Here is a 3,070-nt window from a genome sequence, read left to right as displayed (position 1 = left end):
GCCGGGGCCTGAGCCGTGGCGCCGGGACGGTCAGGGGTCATCGAGCGCTGGATCGGCGCGGTCGCCCGGGGCGCTGTCGCGGTGGGGGGCGGGGCGGCATAGGTGCGCGCGCCCCGGCTGCCGAAGCTACCGCCGCGGCGGGCCTCCGCAGGCTCGGCCGCCATCAGGGCCAGGACCAGGGTCACCCCCAGCATCGAGGTCAGTTTGGTGGCGGCGCTACGCATATGTCGTCTCCCTTTGCCCCCTCATGTAGGAATGTCGCGCCCGCGTCGATAGGCCCCCAACGCCAATGACGTGATCGTGGCCACGCTTGCCGCCACCAAGACCAGGGTCCCGCGACGCGCCGGTCAGGCGGAGGGGGCGACGGCGAGGTTCGCCATCAGGGCCGCGAGTTCGGCCTGCCGGGCGCAGCCGGTCTTTTCGAGCACCGCCCGCAGCTGGTTTCGCACCGTATTGATCGACACCCCATGGTCGGTCGCCACATCTTCCAGCGTCTGACCTCGGGCCATCGCCTGGCCCACCCGGGCCTCGGCCGGCGTCATGTCAAACAGCGACCGCATCAGGTCGACGGACGGCGCGCGCTCACTGCTCACCGGGGTCGCCAGCAACAGGGCGAAGCTGGGGCCGAAGATGTCGTGCGCCGACCGGCTGATCGGGATCAGGTGAAGCACCAAGGTCGCTGTTCCAAATTCGTCCCGCAGCGGGAAGCTGGCGCGGCCGGCGGCGGAAGAATTGCCCATCAGCTTCAGATTCGCCGCCAGCAGCTCCTGGGCGCTCTTGTCGGCCACGACCAGGCGATCGTGCGCGCCGAACTTGAACTGATCTGGCAGGTCCTGCGCCCAGCTATTGGCTTCGATCACCACGCCCGCCTCGTTGAGCAGCAGCGCGGGCAGCCGCAATTCCGCCAAGGCTTCCGTCGCGCCGCGCCCTCGCTGCAATCCCAGACGGGCGCTGACCAGCGCGCTCCGGGCCAGGTGGGGGCGCAGCCGGTTCAGGGCCGCGACGTGCTCGGGTTCCACAGGGCCCCGCTCAAGGTCGCGCTCGACGCTGAAGACGATGTTGTCCCCGGTCGGCATCTGCAGCCCCGTTCCCGCCGACCAGCCCAGTCCGCGGGGACGGAAGAAGTCGCGATAGATCGGGTCGACCTCGATCTCGTCGTCGCTCCAGAAATCCTGTTCCACGAAGAACGACGGATCTGACTTGCTCATCAGGCAGGTGCGCCGGGGGCAGCGCATGAACCAGCCGTCGTTGACATAGGCCTCGAAGACGTCCCGCACCGATCCGGAAGCGGTCCAGAATAGCGACCTGCGCGCCGAGAACAGAATGCCGCCGCGCGACTCGGTAAGGGTCGCCAGATCGTCGAGGACGGCGGGCCAGAGTTCCGGCACGACCGAACACTCATAGATCCGGTCGATAAGTTCATCTTCCATCGGGTACGCATCTTTCGAGGGGCAAGACCGGGCGATCTAACCATCGACGATGCCGATGAACAACGTCGCAAATCTGCCGCCAGCCCCGGAAAGGTGCGGAATCGGACGGAACCCGAGGCGCGGCGCCCGGTGCTCAAAAACCAGTGCGTGCGCGCGCGCCCAGGAGCAGGCCGCCTGCCCGGCGGGCGGGCCCGGACGGCCGCCTACAGCCGGCGCGGGATCATCACCTGCATGGACTTGTAGCCCTTCACGAAGGTCGACGGGACCCGTTGCGGCTCTTCGAGGACCTGGATGTCGGGGAAGCGCGCCAGGATCTCTTCCCAGATGATCTTGAGCTGCAGCTCGGCCAGGCGATTGCCCACGCAGCGGTGGACGCCGAAGCCGAAGGACAGGTGCTGCCGGGCCCGTTCGCGGTCGATGATGTAGTCGTTGGGCCGGTCGATGACCGTATCGTCGCGGTTGCCCGAGACGTACCACATGACGACATTGTCGCCCTTCTTGATGGTCTTGCCGCCCAGTTCAAAGTCCCGCGTCGCCACCCGCTTCATATGGGCCAGCGGGGTCTGCCAGCGGATCGTCTCCGACACCATCGACGGGATCAGCTCGGGGTTGGCCCGCAGCTTGGCGTACTGGTCGGGATATTTGTTCAGGGCATAGATCGAACCGGAGATCGTGTTGCGGGTGGTGTCGTTGCCGCCGATCGTCAGCAGGATGATGTTCCCCAGGTACTCGAACTGATTCATGTCCTTGGTGGCCTCGCCGTGGGCCAGCATGGAGACCATGTCGCCGTCGATCGGGTTGACCTTGCGCTCGGCCCACAGGTTCAGGAAATACCCGGCATAGGCGCCCATCTCGGCGCGCTTTTCTTCCCAGCTGTCGATCACGCCGTCGCCGGGGCGCGACATCACCGTGTCGGACCAGCGGGTCAGCTTGCGGCGATCTTCCTGCGGCATGCCAAACAGGGTGGCCAGCGTCATGGCCGTCAGTTCCATCGACACCTTGTCGACCCAGTCGAAGGCTTCGCCGATCGGCAGGCTGTCGAGGATCGCCCCGGCCCGCTCGCGGATCAGCGGCTCCATGATCTTCAGGTTGTGCGGCGAGACCGCCGGGCTGACCGTCTTGCGCTGCTCATCGTGCTTGGGCGGGTCCATGGCGATGAACATGTTCGGGCCGGGACCACCAAAAGCGCCGCCGGTCATCTGCGCGCCGCTGGCCACCAGCTTGGCGATCATCTCTTCGCTCGGGCCCAGGCTGATGCCGCCCTCCGACGAGAACACCTCATGATTGGTGTCGACCGCCATGATGTCGTTGTAGCGGGTGACCGCCCAATGGGGCTCGAAGTCGCTGGCCGGCTGCCAGTGGACGGGATCCTCGGCCCGCAGGCGCTCGAAGTAGGGCCAGATGGCGTCGTCCTTGAACAGCGCCGACCTGGCCACGTTCAGGCTCTCGATCGGCAGGGCATAGACCTCATCGCGCGCGGTCTTCAGCGCGGGGGCCTCCAGAGTGGCGGGCTCGCTCATTGGGGTGTTCCTCACCTTGGCCAAGCCTTCGAAGGCCCGTTGCCCCACAGGTCGGCGTTTGAACAGCGTTCGGCAAGCCTTAACCTGACGGGGGCGTCACTTTTCGGTGCGGGGCGGGCG

General features: G+C 66.8%; 3 protein-coding genes. All 3 read right to left on the bottom strand.

The genetic code is table 11. The features are described 5' to 3' along the window. On the bottom strand, positions 1-224 hold a 224-nt coding region (locus AAC997_RS05120; protein WP_340644612.1), incomplete at its 3' end, for a hypothetical protein. Positions 225-347: 123 nt separating this feature from the next. Then, positions 348-1,430: a helix-turn-helix transcriptional regulator gene (locus AAC997_RS05115; protein ID WP_340644611.1), complete on the bottom strand. Its 1,083-nt coding sequence runs from the start codon at positions 1,428-1,430 to the stop codon at positions 348-350. Positions 1,431-1,633: 203 nt separating this feature from the next. After that, entirely contained in the window at positions 1,634-2,950 is a 1,317-nt protein-coding gene (locus AAC997_RS05110; RefSeq protein ID WP_340644610.1) for a cytochrome P450, read from the bottom strand. Positions 2,951-3,070 lie beyond the last annotated feature (120 nt).

Origin of the sequence: Phenylobacterium sp., from assembly GCF_037968635.1 — a bacterium.
GTDB lineage: Bacteria > Pseudomonadota > Alphaproteobacteria > Caulobacterales > Caulobacteraceae > Phenylobacterium.
The sequence above is the reverse complement of the archived record's forward strand: the minus strand, read 5'-3'. Positions and strand labels throughout refer to the sequence as shown.